The sequence below is a fragment of the Mangrovibacter phragmitis genome, assembly GCF_040429585.1.
GTDB classification, from domain to species: domain Bacteria; phylum Pseudomonadota; class Gammaproteobacteria; order Enterobacterales; family Enterobacteriaceae; genus Mangrovibacter; species Mangrovibacter phragmitis.
This window is the reverse complement of the sequence record NZ_CP134782.1, coordinates 5,128,004-5,146,779: the sequence shown is the minus strand read 5'-3', so window position 1 is coordinate 5,146,779 and position 18,776 is coordinate 5,128,004. Positions and strand designations below refer to the sequence as shown.

The 18,776-nt window shown below is 51.5% G+C and carries 15 protein-coding genes; 8 read left to right on the top strand and 7 right to left on the bottom strand.

What is annotated here, in order from left to right; all coding sequences use genetic code 11:
* Positions 1–326: 326 nt before the first annotated feature.
* Together fklB and cycA are read left to right on the top strand one after the other, a co-directional pair.
* On the top strand, positions 327–947 hold the full coding sequence (gene fklB / locus MPHASIOC01_RS24680; RefSeq protein WP_353613502.1) for an FKBP-type peptidyl-prolyl cis-trans isomerase: 621 nt from the start codon (positions 327–329) through the stop codon (positions 945–947).
* A 268-nt stretch (positions 948–1,215) separates the two neighbouring features.
* Positions 1,216–2,622, top strand: a complete 1,407-nt coding sequence (cycA, locus tag MPHASIOC01_RS24675; RefSeq protein WP_353613501.1) for a D-serine/D-alanine/glycine transporter — start codon at positions 1,216–1,218, stop codon at positions 2,620–2,622.
* Positions 2,623–2,686: 64 nt separating this feature from the next.
* Here cycA and ytfE read toward each other — a convergent pair whose 3' ends face one another.
* Entirely contained in the window at positions 2,687–3,349 is a 663-nt protein-coding gene (gene ytfE, locus MPHASIOC01_RS24670) for an iron-sulfur cluster repair protein YtfE (RefSeq protein ID WP_353613500.1), read from the bottom strand.
* A 207-nt stretch (positions 3,350–3,556) separates the two neighbouring features.
* Here ytfE and MPHASIOC01_RS24665 point away from each other — a divergent pair, with 207 nt between their 5' ends.
* Positions 3,557–5,221: a methyl-accepting chemotaxis protein gene (locus MPHASIOC01_RS24665; protein WP_353613499.1), complete on the top strand. Its 1,665-nt coding sequence runs from the start codon at positions 3,557–3,559 to the stop codon at positions 5,219–5,221.
* A gap of 38 nt (positions 5,222–5,259) precedes the next feature.
* Here the strand turns inward: MPHASIOC01_RS24665 and MPHASIOC01_RS24660 are convergent, their stop codons facing one another.
* The 3 genes from MPHASIOC01_RS24660 to MPHASIOC01_RS24650 form a co-directional block, all read right to left on the bottom strand.
* Positions 5,260–6,240, bottom strand: a complete 981-nt coding sequence (locus MPHASIOC01_RS24660; protein ID WP_353613498.1) for a DMT family transporter — start codon at positions 6,238–6,240, stop codon at positions 5,260–5,262.
* A gap of 73 nt (positions 6,241–6,313) precedes the next feature.
* On the bottom strand, positions 6,314–7,141 hold the full coding sequence (locus tag MPHASIOC01_RS24655) for an AraC family transcriptional regulator (RefSeq protein WP_353613497.1): 828 nt from the start codon (positions 7,139–7,141) through the stop codon (positions 6,314–6,316).
* A 114-nt stretch (positions 7,142–7,255) separates the two neighbouring features.
* Positions 7,256–8,104 carry an SDR family oxidoreductase gene (locus tag MPHASIOC01_RS24650; RefSeq protein WP_353613496.1) on the bottom strand — a complete coding sequence of 283 codons (849 nt, stop codon included), beginning with the start codon at positions 8,102–8,104 and terminating at the stop codon, positions 7,256–7,258.
* Positions 8,105–8,203: 99 nt separating this feature from the next.
* On the opposite strand from MPHASIOC01_RS24650, the gene MPHASIOC01_RS24645 reads away from it, so the two are divergent.
* On the top strand, positions 8,204–8,596 hold the full coding sequence (locus MPHASIOC01_RS24645; protein WP_353613495.1) for a helix-turn-helix domain-containing protein: 393 nt from the start codon (positions 8,204–8,206) through the stop codon (positions 8,594–8,596).
* 194 nt (positions 8,597–8,790) lie between these two features.
* Positions 8,791–9,531 carry a 3'(2'),5'-bisphosphate nucleotidase CysQ gene (gene cysQ, locus MPHASIOC01_RS24640; RefSeq protein ID WP_064598291.1) on the top strand — a complete coding sequence of 247 codons (741 nt, stop codon included), beginning with the start codon at positions 8,791–8,793 and terminating at the stop codon, positions 9,529–9,531.
* Here cysQ and MPHASIOC01_RS24635 read toward each other — a convergent pair.
* On the bottom strand, positions 9,521–10,078 hold the full coding sequence (locus MPHASIOC01_RS24635) for a YtfJ family protein (RefSeq protein WP_064598293.1): 558 nt from the start codon (positions 10,076–10,078) through the stop codon (positions 9,521–9,523). The two genes, cysQ and MPHASIOC01_RS24635, sit on opposite strands and share 11 nt — an antisense overlap.
* A gap of 331 nt (positions 10,079–10,409) precedes the next feature.
* On the opposite strand from MPHASIOC01_RS24635, the gene MPHASIOC01_RS24630 reads away from it, so the two are divergent.
* Positions 10,410–10,616 (top strand): DUF1107 domain-containing protein, encoded by a 207-nt coding sequence (locus tag MPHASIOC01_RS24630; protein ID WP_036103080.1) that lies wholly within the window; start codon positions 10,410–10,412, stop codon positions 10,614–10,616.
* A gap of 108 nt (positions 10,617–10,724) precedes the next feature.
* On the opposite strand, the gene MPHASIOC01_RS24625 is transcribed toward MPHASIOC01_RS24630, so the two are convergent.
* Together MPHASIOC01_RS24625 and msrA are read right to left on the bottom strand one after the other, a co-directional pair.
* Entirely contained in the window at positions 10,725–12,062 is a 1,338-nt protein-coding gene (locus tag MPHASIOC01_RS24625; RefSeq protein ID WP_064598295.1) for a hemolysin family protein, read from the bottom strand.
* A gap of 167 nt (positions 12,063–12,229) precedes the next feature.
* The gene (gene msrA / locus MPHASIOC01_RS24620; protein WP_064598297.1) at positions 12,230–12,871 is read right to left on the bottom strand and encodes a peptide-methionine (S)-S-oxide reductase MsrA; all 642 of its coding nucleotides are present in this window, start codon (positions 12,869–12,871) and stop codon (positions 12,230–12,232) included.
* A gap of 364 nt (positions 12,872–13,235) precedes the next feature.
* Between msrA and tamA the strand changes: the two genes are divergently transcribed.
* Complete coding sequence (gene tamA, locus MPHASIOC01_RS24615; RefSeq protein ID WP_353613494.1) at positions 13,236–14,969, top strand: autotransporter assembly complex protein TamA; 1,734 nt, start codon at positions 13,236–13,238, stop codon at positions 14,967–14,969.
* A complete protein-coding gene (locus MPHASIOC01_RS24610; protein WP_353613493.1) occupies positions 14,966–18,775 on the top strand; it encodes a translocation/assembly module TamB domain-containing protein in 3,810 nt (1,269 codons plus the stop codon). Before tamA ends, MPHASIOC01_RS24610 begins: the two co-directional genes overlap by 4 nt.
* Position 18,776 lies beyond the last annotated feature (1 nt).

The following is an 18,776-nucleotide window of genomic DNA, read 5'->3' as shown; positions in this document are numbered from 1 at the left end:
AATGGATACGGTGTGGTGGCCTGAATATCCATTATCCTGTATTACGAATGAAAGTATCCACCCACTGTCAGCCTGATATTATCCGCCGAAATTCCTTTCAGACAATCGCTGAATGCTTCCTGAGAGTATAGTTTGCTAACTGTTTGATGCGAGTGGAATAGTACGCAATCATGATAATTATCGCATCAGCCAATTATTGAGGTTCAAGGCAGACATTTACCCTGTTCCCTTTTACCTCATGGGCTCTGGCTGTTATGCTGCCGGGGCGTCTGGCGGGTTCGCCAGACATCTATGAAGATGAACAAACCCTCAGTAAAGGAAAATTCATGACGACCCCTTCTTTTGACAGTGTTGAAGCGCAGGCAAGTTACGGTATTGGTCTGCAGGTTGGTCAACAACTGCGTGACTCCGGGCTGGAAGGTTTACTGCCTGAAGCGTTACTTGCTGGCCTGCGTGATGCGCTGGAAGGCAACCCACCTTCTGTACCGGTTGATGTCGTACACCGCGCGTTGCGTGAAGTTCACGAGCGTGCCGAAGCCGTACGCCGCGAACGCCAGCAGGAAATGGCGGCGGAAGGGCAAAAATACCTGGAAGAAAACCGCCACCGCGAAGGTGTCAACATCACTGAATCAGGTTTACAGTTCCGTGTACTGACCCAGGGTGAAGGCCCGATTCCTTCCCGTAAAGACCAGGTGCGTGTTCATTATACCGGTAAACTGATTGACGGTACCGTGTTCGACAGCTCAGTGGCGCGCGGTGAACCCGCTGAGTTTCCGGTTAGCGGCGTGATTGCAGGCTGGATTGAAGCGCTAACGCTGATGCCTGTCGGTTCTAAATGGGAACTGAGCATTCCACATAACCTGGCATATGGTGAGCGTGGTGCTGGTGCATCTATCCCTCCGTTCAGCACTCTTGTTTTTGAAGTCGAATTGCTGGAAATCCTGTAATCCGCCTTCCGGCCCCGCTACGGCGGGGTTGTTTCAGCTTCCTTTTATTCCCCACGATTTTATCTTGCAAAAAACGCTATTGCGCGTATTTTTGTGAGGCGCTCCGCGTATTAATAAATATAAACCACACTCTAATAACAAATATTTAACCTATCCGCTAACTTCTCAGGTTATCCCCGGCAGTGAGTCAACCGGGGTACACGCGTTGTTATTGATTAAGTAATTACTGACAGGCCGCAGAGCCTGAAATGACAGACAGGAAAATACTATGGTAGACCAGGTCAAGGTGGCCGAAGCGGTGGAAACACCGCAGGAACAAACCCTTCAGCGACATCTCTCAAACCGACATATTCAGTTAATTGCCATTGGTGGTGCCATTGGCACTGGCTTATTTATGGGGTCGGGCAAAACGATAAGCCTCGCAGGGCCATCCATTATATTTGTGTACATGGTTATCGGCTTTATGTTGTTCTTCGTGATGCGGGCAATGGGCGAATTGCTATTGTCGAATCTCGAGTACAAGTCATTCAGTGATTTTGCCGCAGACTTATTGGGCCCCTGGGCGGGGTATTTTACCGGCTGGACCTACTGGTTTTGCTGGGTGGTAACCGGTATTGCCGATGTGGTTGCCATTTCTGCGTATGCGCAATTCTGGTTCCCCGGGTTATCGGAATGGGTGGCATCGCTGGCAGTGGTGATTGTACTGCTGTCCCTGAACCTGGCAACGGTAAAAATGTTTGGTGAAATGGAGTTCTGGTTCGCCATGATAAAAATCGTTGCGATTATTGCCCTGATTGTGGTTGGTGCAGTAATGGTGTTTACCGGATTTACTTCACCTTCGGGCGTGACCGCATCGTTCAGCCACCTGTGGGCTGATGGTGGCTGGTTTCCTAAAGGGATAAGTGGTTTCTTTGCCGGTTTCCAGATAGCTGTGTTCGCCTTTGTGGGGATTGAACTGGTGGGAACAACTGCTGCGGAAACGCATAACCCGGAAAAATCATTACCCAGAGCAATCAACTCTATTCCTGTGCGGATAATCATGTTTTATGTTTTTGCCCTGATCATGATTATGTCTGTTACACCCTGGCGCTCGGTTGTGCCGTCAAAAAGCCCGTTTGTTGAGCTGTTTATGCTGGTTGGGTTGCCCGCAGCGGCCAGCCTTATCAACTTTGTAGTGCTGACATCGGCGGCATCTTCCGCCAACAGTGGGGTATTCTCGACCAGCCGCATGCTATATGGCCTGGCACAGGATGGCGTCGCGCCTGCCCGTTTCGCCCGCCTGTCACGTCGCGCGGTTCCGGCTTCAGGGCTATTGTTTTCCTGCCTGTGTCTATTGGGCGGTGTGGTACTGATTTACCTGATCCCGGATGTGATGACGGTATTCACTATGGTCACGACGGTTTCTGCCATTCTGTTTATGTTTGTCTGGAGCATCATTTTGTGTTCTTACCTGGTGTACCGCAGACAGCGACCGGAACTGCATGCGAAATCGCAGTATAAGATGCCACTGGGCATTGTCATGTGTTGGGTCTGCCTGGCGTTTTTTGTGTTTGTGTTGGGGCTTTTGACACTACAGGCGGATACGCGCCAGGCACTCATGGTGACACCTCTATGGTTTGTGGTACTGGCGATTGGCTGGCAGGTTACCGGGAAGAAACGCCTGGCCCGGGTTTAACAGGGTTGGGCATTTCACCACAGTAAATTAAGGCACCCGCGGGTGCCTTTTTCTACATTGAGTATTACTCGCCCGCAAGTGCGCGCGGGAACAAATTGTTATTTTCCAGGCTAATGTGGCTCATCAGGTCATCAATCAGCTCATTAACTCCGTTATACAGTGCCTTCCAGGTAGTACAGGCCTCCAGAGGGGGCACCACATTGTTTGTGACATGTTTGATAACTTCCAGCAGTTCACCCGCTTCGCTATGCTCATGCTCCATCACGTTAATTGGCCCTGCACATTCTGCCCCGCGGCCTTGTTTGATTAATGGAAACAACACGCGTTCTTCTTTGAGCATATGCTGGCTGAGTTCGTCATTGAGCATTGTCAGATACTTTGCAAGACCCGCTGGAACCGATGGCTTGCTGGCATGTACCCGCTCGACTTTTTCAGCCTGCGCAATCAGTTCAGGTAACTGTTCCCGGTGCCTGTCATGGTAACGCACCAGAATGTGGTCGATGATGTCGCTAAGTGGTTCACCTGCCCATGACTGTATATGCGGCTGCGTAGACAGCACAGTCAACTCAGCCTCTATTGCCTGTAAATCCAGCCCCTTACGCTCTGCTGCCCGCTGCAGGGTTTGCCTGCCACCACAACAAAAATCAAGATCATAGCGGCGGAATAACGCGCAAGCGCGTGGAATGGTTAATGCCAGTTCACCTAATGCCTGTTCCCGAAAAGCCATAACATCACCTCACTCAGTTAGCCTATAAGATGTATTTTAAATGCATCTTATAGGCTGTGTCCAGTGTGAGATTTGGTTATGGGGAAATGGAAAACCTTTAACTATCGCATAACGCAATTTTTCGTGGGAAATAAAGCATTAAATTTGTGAGCCATGTTGCCGATATTGTTTGCAGGCTACTCATTTATGAAGAAGTGAAGGTTAATAATGTTTAAAAGAATCAAGGTAGTAACATTGCTTATTGCCGTGCTTGCTGTACTGGGCGCGATGCAATTAGTTTCTGCAGCTTTTTTTATGAAGGCATTAAACAACGACAAACAGAATTTCTCGCTTGCGCAAATCTCTAACCAGAATGTTTATGAAATGACCGATGCCTGGATTAGCCTGAACCAGGCCCGGGTTACGCTGAACCGCGGTATGTTACGGTTGCAGAGCAGTATGGCAAACACTATCAACGCCACAGACCTCAACAGTCTGATAAATAAAAGCAACAGTCTGCTGAAAGAGGCCGATGCCCATTTCCAGAATTACAAAAAATTGCCTAATACCCCTGGCCTTGATGAACAACTGACGGCTTCACTGGAAGCGGAATACGCTCATTACTCCACGACACTGAGCACCATGACCACGATGCTGGGAAAAGGTGACCTGGAAGGCATGTATGCGCAAAAAGTTGAGCAAAAACAAGTGGCCATGCAGAAAGTCTACAAAGCCTGGCGCCAGGAGCAGGCTAAACTCAGCAGTGAAGGGGCAAACGAAAACAATTCAGATTATGCACGGATGATGTGGATTCTGGGGAGCGTCATGGTGATTGTCATTGCTGTTATTATTGCCAGTTGGTTCTTTCTCAAACGTGTATTACTTCAGCCACTGCATGAAGTCATGGAACACATTATGGCTATTGCCAGTGGAGATCTGACCCGGCGTATCCTGAGCGAAGGGCGTAGTGAGATGAGCCGTCTTGCTGGCAGTTTGCACCAAATGCAGCAGGCGTTGATTCAAACTGTCAGTTCCGTGCGCAGTAGTACCGATACGATTTTTATTGGTGTCAGCGAAATCGCAGCCGGCAGTAATGATCTGTCAGCCCGGACAGAACAACAGGCAGCCTCGCTGGAAGAAACCGCATCAAGCATGGAACAGCTTACCGCAACAGTAAAACAGAATGCTGACAATGCCCGCCAGGCAACACAGTTGGCGCGTAATGCTTCTGATACCGCACGTAAAGGCGGGGATGTGGTGAACAATGTCGTGAAAACCATGGATGAAATCGCCAGCAGTTCCAGCCAGATTGCGCAGATAACCAATGTGATTGATGGTATTGCGTTCCAGACTAATATTCTGGCGCTGAATGCCGCTGTCGAAGCTGCCCGTGCTGGTGAGCAGGGGCGGGGGTTTGCTGTGGTGGCCGGCGAAGTACGCACCCTGGCCCAACGCAGTGCACAGGCGGCAAAAGAAATAAAAACCTTAATTGAAAACTCTGGTGAGCGGGTGCAGACCGGCAGTGATCTGGTGCGTGAAGCTGGGGACACCATGCGTGAAATCGTGGGTGCCGTAACTCGGGTCACAGATATTATGGGCGAAATCTCTTCTGCCTCTGACGAACAAAGCCACGGTATTGACCAGGTCAGTCTGGCGGTTTCTGAAATGGATAACGTCACCCAGCAAAACGCTTCGCTGGTAGAAGAGTCTGCAGCAGCAGTCAGTGCCCTTGAACAGCAGGCAGCCCAACTCAACCAGGTGGTTGCTGTATTCAAACTGCACAACAGCCAGCCGGTGACTGTAGCGACAAAACCTCAGATTGCCGCCGTGGCGGCACCGAAGCTGAGCGTGCAACCGTCTCCGGCCGCAGAAAATAATTGGGAAGCCTTTTAAACGGTGATTATCCTGATGCCGCAGACCGTGGCATCAGGTTATTTCTCCAGCGTGACTGGTGTTGCGATATTTTCTGGTACCGGTGGCACCGGTTTGCTGCGTACCGCCATCACCACGCCCAGCACCAGAAATGCAATGCCACTCAGAGTGACCAGGGGCGGAATGCTGTGGCGCATTAAAAATGTATACAGCAGGCCAGAAAGTGTTTCAAACACAATCAATGGCCCGAGCACCACGGTGGGTAACCGCTGGCTTGCCTGATTCCAGCACAGGGCACCAACCCAGGAACACAGCACCGCAATTGTCACCATCAGCACAATAAATACATCCGGACGCGGGCCAAAAGGGAGCGGGAACAGAGGAGTCACGGCTGATACCCACAGGCAAACAGCCGCATAACCAGCCAGAGATACAGGCAGTGTCACCAGAGCCTGCGCTGTTGCCCACATAAGCGGGTGGTGCGCTGGGTTCTCTTTCAGCCAGCGCGCATTGTGCAGTGCGTACCAGGTCCAGCAACCTACCGACACCAGTGCCAGCAGAATACCGCTCAGATAACGCCATAGCGTAAAGTGAGGTAACCCCTGGGAAATCTCGGCAATATTTACACAGATTAACCCGGCTAGTGTGCAGGCCAGTGCCGGCGCCATCCGCCGCCAGGGCAATTTACCATCGCGTTTACTGTAAAGCAGGTTGGCAAAAACAGGGATAACCACCGGTAGTGTACCGATAATCATGGTCGTTATGGGCGCGCTGGTACGCTGAATGGCGCTGGCAAGGCAGACGTAATAGATCAGGTTCCCCATCATAGTCAGCTGCAAAGCTGCCCACCAGTCGCGTGATGTGAGCTTACGCAACTGCTTACGCCCGGCCCAGGCGAGAGGGAGAGCAATAATCCCCAACGCCAGATAACGCCCCATCGACTGCAATGCAGCCGGGTATTCCGGCACAATTAATGGGCCAACAAAAATCAGCCCCCACATCAGCCCGGCAACTAATGCGTAAAGTACGCCCGCAAACATGCACTCTCCTTTGTTCAGTCTGCGGTTACTCTGCCTGACAGCATTCAATGAAATATTGTATCAGATTGCGCTTTTAGCGGGCCAACACCTGGCGTTGATAACGCACAGGGGTCAGACCATAGCGCTGGCTAAACGTCCGGGTAAGGTGGGACTGGTCAGTAAGGCCTGTCGCACTGGCGACTTCTGCTGCAGGCATGCCTTGTGCCAGAAACAGTTTGGCGCGCCACAGGCGAATCGCCATCAGCATCTGGTGTGGTGTGACATGATATTGCGCTTTGAACTGGCGCAGAAAGTGGTAAGGGCTGAGTGCCGCTACCTGGGCAAGTTCTCCCAGCGTGACGGGGTGCATATAGTTATCATGCAGGTAGTGGCGTACCTGGTCGAAGCGCGGGGCGTTCATCAAACCCGGTAAACGACCATGACTGGCATAAGGCCGGATAGTGTCAATCAGGTCAAGCAACAGGCTTTGTTGTGCGAGTGGGGTTTCGGCCGACCACAATGCGCCTATCAGCCTGCCAGTTTGTGCCGCGCGCAAGGCATCACAACGCTCTACATCGTTAAACCACCATTGATCAATACCTGTGATTTCCGCCAACTGCGCGGGTTCAAGGTAGATCATACGGTAACGCCAGCCATCGGGAGTTTCGGACTCGCCGGTATGCAGCTCGTCCGGATTCATAGTGACCAGTGAGTTTACGGCGGCAACATAATGTGTTCCCCGGTAACGAAAGCGTTCAGCTCCGGCTTCAATGGTGCCAATACCAAAGGCTTCATGAGTATGGGGTTCGAAGGCGTAACGGGAGATATGTGCGTGATATAACTCGACACCGGGAAGGGCAGAAAACTGGCGGAAACGGGCGGAGTCCCGCTCATCCGTAAAATGGTCTGGTACGCCCTGCACAGTTAACCTCGTTATATATCGCTGAAAAACAATGACCAGTGAACAATCCACTTGCGCCGCAGGGGATACCTGCGGCAGCAGTTATTCTCACAGTATATAACCGTAATTTAACATTTACAGCGCGTTTTTTAAGCTGGTCAGTAAGGATGTTGTTGGGTGACCGGTTAATGTGCTGATTTGGTGGGTATCATCAAACAGCCCACCTTTTGACGCACCAGTATCGGAATCTGCCAGAATTGCTGCAAAAGGTCCTGGCAGGCCAGCACCTTCCAGTAATGCCGCATAGTCTGCTTCGCTCATGTTCTGGTAAGCCACCTGTTTGCCACTGGTATCGCTGAGAAGTTGCGCCAGTTCAGACAGCGTCCAGGCTTCATCGCCAGCCAGTTCGTATATTTTTCCGGCCTGGTTTTCCAGGCTCAGAACCTGGGCTGCCGCTTCGGCGTAATCTTTACGGCTGGCAGAGGCAATTTTGCCTTCTCCGGCGCAACCCGGAATTACCCCGTGAGCCAGTGCCGCAGGGACACTCGCCATATAGTTTTCGGTATACCAGCCATTGCGCAACAGAACATGAGGCAGGCCAGAATCGGCCAGCATTTGCTCCGTCTCCCGGTGTTCTTGCGCCAGTTGTAGTGGCGAGGTGTCGGCATGCAACAGGCTGGTGTACGCCAGCAACCCTACTCCGGTTTGCACAGCCGCTTCAATCACATTGCGGTGTTGTGCGGCACGCTGTCCCACTTCGCTGGAGGAAATCAGCAGTAATTTTTCGACACCCACTAACGCAGTGCGCAGTGCGTCTTTGTCACTGTAATCGGCAACCCGCACATGAATCCCTTTTTCCGCCAGGCTTTGTGCCTTGCTCTGGTTACGCACAATAGCAACCAGTGATTCGGGGGGATGTTTTTTCAGCAACGCGGTTATCACTTCGTGGCCTAACTGCCCTGTCGCACCGGTAATTGCAATCATGATAAGTCTCCTGGTTTTTCATACTGAGTTTGTGTCTGTTGCTGAAGCATAGCAACTGTGCTAACTTTTAGTAAGTACATACAAAAAGGTAAGTGTGAAATGGCAGATGTGAAACTTAAAACAGGCTCGCTCAGTGAACAGTTACGCGAAGGTAATTTATTTGCGGAAAAATGCCCTTCGCGGGAAGTGCTTAAGCATGTCACCAGCCGTTGGGGCGTGTTAATTCTGGTTGCCTTGCGGGATGGTACGCACCGTTTCAGCGACTTACGGCGCAGGATTGGCGGGGTGAGTGAAAAAATGCTGGCACAAACACTGCAATGGCTGGAGGGCGATGGCTTTATCCATCGCCGTGTATTGCCGGTTATTCCTCCGCATGTTGAATACAGTCTGACTCCGATGGGCGAGGAAGTGAGCGACAAAGTGTCTGCGCTGGCCGACTGGATAGAACAAAACCTGCCTGATGTATTATCTTCCCGGCAGGCGCGCCAGTAGCGCCTCAGTGCCATGAACTGCACAGGCATCTCATTGCGGGCTGTGCCAGGCTTATGCTTTATATGGCTGTTGTTTACGGATTGCCACCAATGCGGCCGTAGTCTGTGGACGCATAATGCGGTATAAACAACATCATGTAAAAACAAGGTATTACAGCGCCAGAACCGTTTAGCGCTTAGCGTAAGAGGTGGATAATGTTAGAACAGATATGCCAGTTGGCGCGCGATGCCGGTGTTGCCATTATGGCGGTTTACCAGGGTGAAAAACCTGTAGAGGAAACCCATAAAGCTGACAATTCCCCGGTGACAGCGGCCGATATTGCCGCACACAAAGTTATTCTGGCTGGTCTCCAGTCACTGACCCCCGATATCCCCGTGTTATCCGAAGAAGCGCCTGCCGCGTGGGATGAGCGCCAGCACTGGCAACGCTACTGGCTGGTGGATCCGCTGGATGGCACCAAAGAGTTTCTCAAACGCAATGGGGAATTTACGGTGAACATTGCACTGATTGAGCAAGGGAAACCGGTTTTGGGTGTGGTGTATGCGCCGGTACTTAAGGTTATGTACAGCGCAGCGAATGGGAAAGCATGGAAAGAAGAGTGTGGTGTGCGCAAACAAATTCAGGTACGCGAAGCACACCCGCCATTAGTGGTCATCAGCCGTTCCCACGCCGATGCAGAATTAACAGAATATCTGGAACAACTCGGCGAACACCAGACAACGTCTATTGGTTCTTCGCTTAAGTTTTGCCTGGTGGCGGAAGGGGTTGCACAACTGTATCCGCGCTTCGGGCCAACCAACGTTTGGGATACAGGGGCGGGCCACGCAGTGGCTGTTGCTGCCGGGGCGCAAGTGCATGACTGGCAGGGTAAAACCCTTGATTACACACCACGAGAGTCATTCCTGAACCCCGGCTTCAGAGTCTCTATTTATTAACTAACTGGTGCAGCAGGCTAATCACTTGCTGCACTTCCTGAGGTGTCAGCGCACCATCTTTTACCCACGCCACATTCCCGGTTTTATCCAGCACAATAATGGCAGAGCTTTTCGGTTTTAAGCCCCAGGCTTTGCGAACCACGCCATCGCTGTCGACAATAAACTGCGACCAGGGGTACTGTTTTTTACTGTCTTCAATGCTGTTACGTACAAACAGACTGGTTCCTATAATTGCATCGTCAGTATTCACGATGCTGGTGGTCTGGTAGCGGTCTTTCGGCAGGCCTGCGTGCTTGATAGCTTCAATAAGCGGGTCATTCATCTCTTTTGCCGACGTCCGCCCGGCAAGATGCTGGACAACGCGTACTTTGCCAACCAGTTGCGCACTATTCCAGGGCTGATAGCTGAACTGATCATTTTTCAGTAACAATTCTCCTTTATCGTTTACCCCCGTTGGCGGTACGCGCTGATTTAACGTCAGGTTATGAGCCGATGTTACCAGGGGAAGCAGCAGCAGGGCGAATGCCAGCAGGTTGCTCAGTCTCATCATCGATATCCTTTTGTTTTATTGCAGGTGATCGGACCAGATGGCCCTGAGCTTTAAGCATATCGGTTTTTTGTGATCCATATTGGCAAAGACGGTGCCAGTTTGTGGGCGCGCGCACAATTTGACATGATTTTGAATACTTATACTGGGCAGTGTAGAGGTTTGCAAAGAATCCTCTGAAATACTGTCATAGAAAGGTAAAAATAATTATAGGCACTAGGGCTTTTCTGACCCTTAGGCTATATTTAATAACGTTGTTTATTCCGCTCCTTAATACGACTGAGTCAGATTTGACTGTCGGAGGCGGCGGTATTGCAGGAGAAAGTAAAAAATGAAAATCTTTCAGCGTTACAATCCACTTCAAGTGGCTAAGTACGTAAAAATCCTGTTTCGTGGACGGTTGTACATCAAGGACATAGGTGCATTTGAATTTGATAAAGGTCGCATTCTTCTACCCAGGGTAAAAGATAAGCAACATTTAGCTATCATGTCTGAGGTCAACCGCCAGGTAACACGTTTGCAGGCAGAAATGGCTTAGGTTCCGGTAGCGCAGACAAAAAAACGGCCCTTGAGGGCCGTTTCTGTTTTTGTACCTCACTGGCCTGGCACGTTCCTCTGCCTGGCCGGGCAAAAATGCAGGGCGTTATCAGGCAACGCTCTTGTCTGAAGAGTCAGGAAGTTTGGGTACCAGGGTAACGGGCTTGCTGTCCAGCCGGGTAACCAGTAACTGATCAATGCGGAAGTTATCAATATCCACCACTTCAAACTTGTAGCCGGAATATTTCACCGCATCGGTTCGTTTGGGGATCTTGCGCAGCATAAACATCATGAAACCACCAATGGTTTCATAATTATCTGATTGGGGAAATTCATCGATATCCAGTACGCGCATTACGTCATCAATAGGTGTTCCACCTTCAACCAGCCAGGAGTTTTCATCACGGGCAACAATTTGCTCTTCCATGCCCTGGCCTACCAGATCACCCATCAGCGTAGTCATCACATCGTTCAGCGTGATGATCCCAACAACCAGTGCGTACTCATTCATAATCACCGCGAAGTCTTCACCGGCACTTTTGAAGCTTTCCAGCGCTTCAGATAACGTCAGCGTATCCGGTACAATTAACACATTGCGGATATGCACACCGCTGGTCAGCACCAGACTTTGGTTGACCAGTACACGGTTCAGTAACTCTTTAGAATCGACATAGCCAATAATGTGGTCGATATCTTCGTTACACACCAAAAACTTGGAGTGTGGGTGTTCTGCCACTTTGGTTTTGAGGCTGTGCTCATCTTCATGTAAATCGAACCAGATAATGTTCTCGCGTGATGTCATGGAAGAAGGCACTGTGCGGGATTCCAGTTCGAACACGTTTTCAATTAACTCATGTTCCTGTTTACGCAGCACCCCGGCCAGAGCGCCAGCTTCGACTACGGCGTAAATATCGTCAGGCGTGATATCGTCTTTGCGCACCATTGGCAGCTTGAACAGGCGGAAAATCACGTTAGCCATACCGTTGAAGAACCACACCAGTGGACGGAAAACCAGCAGGCAGAAGCGCATGGGGTTGATTATCCGTAAGGCGACCGCTTCCGGCGCTATCATACCTATGCGTTTCGGTGTCAGGTCCGCCAGCAGAATAAACATGCCAGTAACCAGTGAAAAAGAGAGAATAAAGCTCAGTTGCTCTGACCACTCCGGTGCCATAAAACGGATGAGCAGGCTCTTGAAGGCAGGTGAGAATGCCGCGTCGCCAACAATACCACCCAAAATAGCCACAGCGTTCAGGCCAATTTGCACCACGGTAAAGAACATGCCGGGGTTTTCCTGCATTTTCAAAACGCGTTGCGCGTTTATGTTGCCTTCATCCGCCAGCAACTTGAGTTTGATTTTACGGGAGGCCGCCAGTGAAATCTCAGACAACGAGAAAAACGAACTGACGGCGATTAGACAGAGTATGACTAATATACTGTTTAACATATCTTATCCGGCGTAACGCCAGATCCTCGGAAGGGAAAGTTGATTATCCATGTGACAGACACTAAAAACCGGCCCGTAAGCGCTGGGCCGGCAATTTCGTATTCAGTATAACCTAAGGGCAGCATGGCCTGCCAGCAGGCGATGATTTAACCAGTTTTCATGTGAAATTACGACTGAGGCGGCAGGCAAACGCCAATTCCTCCGAGCGCGCAGTAGCCTTCCGGATTTTTGTATAAATATTGCTGATGTTCGTCTTCCGCATAGTAAAACGGTAGCGCCGTGGCAATTTCTGTTGTTACCGCCCGATTGTCATTTTGCGCCTTCATGGCTGACTGGAAGCGAACCAGGCTGGCTTTCGCCGCAGCCGACTGTTGTTCGGTTAGCGGGTAAATGGCAGAGCGATACTGGGTACCAATATCGTTACCCTGGCGCATTCCCTGAGCCGGATCGTGATTTTCCCAGAATAGCTGCAATAACTGCTCATAACTGATCACGGCCGGGTCATAAACAACACGCACTGCTTCTGCGTGGCCGGTTTGCCCGGTACACACTTCGCGGTAAGTTGGATTGGGGGTAAAACCACCGGTGTAACCTGCCGCGGTACTGTATACCCCAGGTTGTTGCCAGAACAGGCGCTCCACACCCCAGAAGCATCCCATCGCAAATAATGCCACTTCCATACCATCCGGAACGTGGGTCATTGAGTGTTCATTAACGGCGTGTAACCGGGCGACAGGCATCGGAGTTTTACGCCCGGGTAATGCTTGCGACTGTGCCACAGGCGTCGACTTGGTAAACAAATTTACCATGGTTTTCTCTCCACTTTTCAGAAACTGGACTGCCCTTGGGCGGTTGTCACAGGCACTATATTTGCACACAATATACGCTCTGTAATCCAGCGCGTTCATTTTTGTTACAGTGCGTCAACATAACCTACTGTCATAGCAAAAATTATCGGGTGCCTGTTTTTCAGACTGGCTGTTTGCCCGCCAGTTACCGGCCCTCGTAGTAAGACGGCCATCAGGCGGATTGCAGCAAATACGGCTACGCTAACTAGTAGAAATATCAGGGCCGGTATCTGTTTTTCAACCTCAAGTGTTGAGGTTTTGTTATGCCGCGGAGCGGTTCATGTTGTATCCCAGGGGTGGGAACAAGGGAAGATCAGGAGAAAAAGTGCCTCATATCCGAATCATTTGTTGCGTAAGTTTGTTACTTACCAGCAGCCTGGCCAGTGCGGCCAGCGTGCGTTTGCAAGTTGAAGGACTGTCGGGAGAATTGCAAAAAAACGTGCGCGCGCAGCTTTCAACCATTGAAAGTGATGAAGTCACGCCAGACCGCCGTTTTGAGGCACGCGTGGATGATGCCATTCGCAAAGGGTTGCGGGCACTCGGTTATTATGAACCTGTGATTGATTTTGATTTACAGCCCCCACCGAAAGTTGGCCGCCAGGTGCTGATTGCTAAAGTCACGCCGGGTGAGCCGGTCAGAATTGGTGGCACTGAGGTGATTTTGCGCGGTGGGGCGAGCAAAGACCCGGATTACCTCGCACTACTGAAAAAACGCCCGGCAAAGGGCACTATCCTGAACCATGGAACCTACGAAAACTTTAAAAAATCACTGACAACCGAAGCCTTACGTAAAGGCTATTTCGACAGCGATTTTAAAAAGAGCCAGTTGGGTGTGTCGCTGGGCAGGCATGAAGCTTTTTGGGATATCGACTATGACAGTGGTCAGCGTTACCGTTTCGGCACAGTGACCTTCAAAGGTTCACAAATTCGCGATGAATACCTGCAAAACCTGGTGCCCTTCAAAGAAGGTGATTACTACACCAGTAGTGACCTTGCCGAACTGAACCGCCGGCTCTCCGCCACAGGCTGGTTTAATTCTGTGGTTGTGGCGCCAGAGTTTGATAAATCTCGCAAAACTAAAATATTGCCACTTGAGGGCGTGGTCACACCGCGTACAGAAAATACAGTTGAAACCGGGGTTGGTTACTCCACTGATGTAGGCCCACGTATCAAAGCGTCGTGGAAAAAACCCTGGGTTAACAGCTATGGTCACAGCCTGACCACCAGCACCAGCCTGTCTGCGCCGGAGCAAACGCTGGATTTCAGTTACAAAGTCCCCTTGCTGAAAAGCCCGCTTGAACAGTACTACCTGTTGCAGGGAGGGTTTAAGCGCACCGATCTGAACGATACCCAGGCCGACTCCACAACGCTTGCGGTGTCTCGCTATTGGGAACTGGATACCGGCTGGCAACGGGCACTGAACTTGCGCTGGAGCCTTGACCACTTTACCCAGGCCAGTGTCACCAATACCACGATGTTGATTTACCCTGGTGTGAGTTTCAGCCGTACCCGCTCGCGTGGCGGGCTAATGCCAGTCTGGGGAGATTCTCAACGCTATTCAGTCGATATCTCCAACACGTCATGGGGCTCAGATGTCGATTTCCTGGTGATGCAGGCCCAAAACACCTGGATTCGCACCCTGGCAGAGCGCCACCGTTTTGTAATGCGCGGCACTGTTGGCTGGATTGAAACCGGGGATTTCGACAAAGTCCCTCCTGATTTGCGTTTCTTTGCCGGAGGCGATCGCAGTATCCGTGGTTACTCATATAAATCCATTTCACCGAAAGACAGCGACGGTAAACTGATCGGGGCATCAAAAATGGTTACCGGCTCGCTGGAATACCAGTACAACGTAACTGGCAAATGGTGGGGCGCGGTGTTTGTTGATTCAGGGGAAGCAGTAAGTGCGATTGACGCGAATGATTTCAAAACCGGTGCAGGTTTTGGGGTGCGCTGGCAGTCGCCGGTTGGGCCCATTAAGTTAGACCTTGCCATGCCGGTGGGGAATAAAAAGGAACATGGCGTGCAGTTTTACATCGGTCTGGGGCCTGAATTATGAGTCGTTGGAAAAAAATCAGCCTCGCCGTCATTCTGGTGGTGGTATTTATTTTTGGTGTTGTGGGCTTCCTGGTGGGAACCACTCCGGGGTTGCATGTGTTGTTCAGTGCAGCGAACCGCTGGGTGCCAGGGTTGCATATTGGCAATGTAGAAGGGGGCTGGCGTAATCTCACGCTCAGCCAGATTCGCTACGAACAGCCAGGCGTTGCGGTAAACGCCGGGCGGGTACATTTGTCTGTCAGCCTGCGCTGCTTGTGGCACAGCAAATTTTGCATAAATGATTTAGCGCTGAAAGACATCAATGTGGCCATCGACTCCAGCAAAATGCCGCCGTCAGTACCGGCTCAGGAAGAAGAGAGCGGGCCGCTTAATTTAAGTACACCTTATGCCATCACGTTATCGCGAATTGCGGTTGAAAACGTCAATGTCAGTATTGATGACACAACGGTCTCGCTGATGGCATTCCACAGTGGCGTCAACTGGGAAGGTCGTAATCTGACCATTACTCCCACCACCCTTGAAGGCCTGTTAATAGCCCTGCCGAAAACGCCGCAAGGCGCAGCGAAAGCGGTGGTTGAAGCAAAACAGGCGGTTACAGCGGGCGACAAACAGCGCACAGGCACAACACAGCAAGTACAGGAACCACCACTGGGCGAGACGCTGGAAAAACTGTTTGCCAAACCGCTGCTGCCAGAAATGGACCATGTCACTCTGCCTGTTAATCTCACCATTGCGCAATTTACGGGTAAGCAACTACGCCTGACAGGTGACAGCGATATCACGGTCAATAAACTCCTGCTCAAAGTGACGGGAACCGACGGGCACCTGAAACTCGATACTCTGGATGTCGATTCCAGTGAAGGGCTGGTGAACGCCAGTGGGAAGGCTACCCTCAGCGCAGACTGGCCGGTTGCTCTCACCCTGAACGCTTCGTTGAATACAGCGCCGCTGAAAGGCGAGAAAATTAAACTCAACCTTAACGGCGGCCTGCGCAGCAAACTGGGGCTGGGTCTGAACCTTTCTGGTCCGGTAAACCTGGATGTCAGTGGTGAAACACAACTGGCGCAAGCCGGGTTGCCGGTTAACCTGCAAGTGTCATCGCCACAGCTCGCCTGGCCGCTGGAAGGCGCGGCGCAATATCAGGTACACGACCTTAAGCTGTCTGTTACCGGAAGCATGCGCGATTACCAGGTGAGTTTCGCTTCCCATGTGAAAGGCGACCAGGTTCCCCCGGCAGCAATTACGTTAAATGGCAAAGGCACTACACAGCAGTTTGTACTGGATAAATTGCGCATCGCGGCGCTGGAGGGGAATACCGATTTAACTGCGGTGGTTGACTGGAGCAAAGCGATAAGCTGGCACAGTGAACTGACACTTGCGGGCATTAACACCGCGAAACAATACCCGGACTGGCCTTCCCGGGTGGACGGTGTGGTAAAAACCCGTGGCAGCCTGTATGGCGGCACATGGCAAGTTTCCGTACCGGAAATAGCCCTGAAAGGAAATGTGAAGCAGAACCCGCTCAATATCGAAGGGAATCTGCGTGGTAACAGCTACATGCAGTGGCTTATCCCAAAACTGAACATTGCGTTAGGCCGTAATACCGTTGCAGTACAGGGTGAAGTGGGTGAAAAAACACTGAAGCTTGATGCCAGCATTGATGCGCCAGCGCTGGATAATGCACTGCCTGGTTTAGGTGGTACCGCAAAAGGGCTCGTAAAAGTGCGGGGCGATATGGCTGCGCCGCAACTATTTGCTTCGATTCAGGCCCATCGCCTGCGCTGGCAGGCGCTTTCTGTCAGCTCAGTGAATGTCGATGGCGATATCAGCTCGGGTGAGCAAATTGGCGGGCACCTGAAAGTGCTGGTGGGGAATATCACCCAGCCAGGTCTCGCAATAACGCGTGTCGCGCTAAATGCAGAAGGTAATGAGAACCAGCACCAGATGAAACTGGAGGTTTCCGGGGAGCCTGTATCCGGCCATTTAAGCTTGAGCGGGCACTTTGACCGGCAGCAGGAACGCTGGCAGGGCACACTGAGCAATACCCGCTTTGACACGCCGGTCGGCCCCTGGTTATTAACCCAGCCCGTATCGCTGGATTACCGCAACCAGGAGCAACGCATTGCGATAGGCGTTCATTGCTGGCGCAACCCCAATGCGGAACTTTGTGTTCCACAACCGATAGAAGCCGGGCACAGTGGCCGGGCGCGTATCAACCTTAATCGCTTCGACCTGGCGATGCTGAAAGACTTACTGCCGGAAGGCACTAAAGCCTCAGGTGTATTCAGTGGTAACGCGGATGTATCCTGGGACAGCACTAAGCCCGGTTTACCAGAGGCGACCATTCATTTGGCCGGTAAAGGGGTGAAGGTTAACCAGGCAATGAGCAACGGGCACCTGCCAGTGGAATTTGACGCACTGACAGTAAACGCGGCTATACATAATGACCTGGCACAGGCCGACTGGCTGGTGCGCCTGGTCAACAATGGTCAACTGGATGGCAAACTCCAGGTCAAAGACCCGCAAGGGCGGCGGCAACTGTCTGGCAATGTCAATCTGACCAACTTTTCACTGGATTTCCTGAACCCTGTCTTTACCGCAGGTAAAAAAGCGAATGGTAAAGTTAATGCCCGCCTGACATTGGGCGGTGATGCCCAAAAACCACAGTTATTCGGCCAGGTGCGGATGAGTGACCTGGGGTTGCAGGCCAACTTTATGCCTTTCGATATGCAACCGAGTGATGTCACTATGGCCTTCACCGGTCAGCGTTCCACCCTGCAAGGGACAGTACGGACATCAAAAGGGCAAATCAGCCTGAGCGGTTTTGCCGACTGGGCGCAACTGGATAACTGGAAAGCGCAAATCGCCGCCAAAGGCAGCCGGGTGCGTATTACTGTACCACCAATGGTGCGTATGGATGTCTCGCCGGATATCGTGTTTGATGCCACACCTTCGGTGTTTATGCTGAACGGCAGCGTGGACGTTCCCTGGGCGCGTATTGTGGTGCATGATTTACCCGAAAGTGCAGTGGGTGTATCAGATGATGAAGTGATGCTGAATGACAACCTGCAGCCTGTTCAGCCCAAAACTGCATCGATTCCAATTAACAGTAACCTGAAGATTCATATTGGCAACAATGTGCGTCTGAATGCCTTTGGCCTGAAAGCCCGGCTGGATGGTGACCTGAAAGTGGTTCAGGACAAACAAGGCCTGGGCCTTAACGGGCAGATTAATATTCCTGAAGGACGCTTCCATGCCTACGGTCAGGATCTGATCGTACGCAAAGGGATTCTGCTGTTCTCCGGCCCGCCGGATCAGCCTTCTCTCAATATTGAAGCAATTCGTAACCCTGATGCCACACAAGACAATGTGGTGGCTGGGGTGCGTGTCACGGGGATGGCGGATGAGCCGAAAGCAGAAATCTTCTCTGACCCTGCTATGTCGCAACAGGAAGCGCTGTCGTATTTACTGCGTGGACAGGGTCTGAGTAGCGAACAGGGTGATGGTGCAGCCATGACTTCCATGTTAATTGGAATGGGGGTTGCACAAAGTGGGCAGGTTGTGGGTAAAATCGGAGAGACATTTGGCGTCAAAAACTTGTCGCTGGATACCACAGGTGCGGGGGACTCTTCTCAGGTGGTGGTCAGCGGTTATGTACTGCCGGGTCTGCAAGTGAAATACGGGGTAGGTATCTTTGACTCACTGGCAACGCTCACCTTGCGTTATCGGCTGATGCCTAAGCTGTATCTGGAAGCGGTGTCTGGGGTTGATCAGGCGCTCGATTTGCTCTATCAGTTTGAGTTTTAGC